Genomic DNA, 305 nt, shown 5'->3' with positions numbered 1-305 from the left:
GGGGAACCGAAGTACACGCCCCACGGCTCCAGATTCTTCGTGACTAGGGACATCGCACCAACTGATACTCCTTCGCCCAGGACGCAACCGGGCAGAATCACGCTGCCCGAGCCCACAATGACATGCCGTCCGAGGCGGACGGGCGCGATCTTCATGTTCAGATACTCACGCGGAACCGTCGGATTCGTAAGCGCCGCCCCGGAGTAATCGTCCGATGTGCTATAGACTCGGACGCCCTGCGACAGCCCCGAGAAGTCCTCCATCTGAATTCCACCGCCACCGGCCAGAAAGCACATGCCACCGAC

The 305-nt window shown here is 61.3% G+C and carries 1 protein-coding gene; it reads right to left on the bottom strand.

The window, feature by feature from the left end; translation table 11 throughout:
- A partial coding sequence (locus EN824_RS34380; RefSeq protein ID WP_135933223.1) for an acyltransferase occupies window positions 1-305 on the bottom strand: 305 nt, incomplete at both ends.

Source organism: Mesorhizobium sp. M8A.F.Ca.ET.181.01.1.1 (assembly GCF_004792025.1).
Classification (GTDB): Bacteria; Pseudomonadota; Alphaproteobacteria; order Rhizobiales; family Rhizobiaceae; genus Mesorhizobium.
This window is presented reverse-complemented; position numbering and strand designations above follow the sequence as displayed.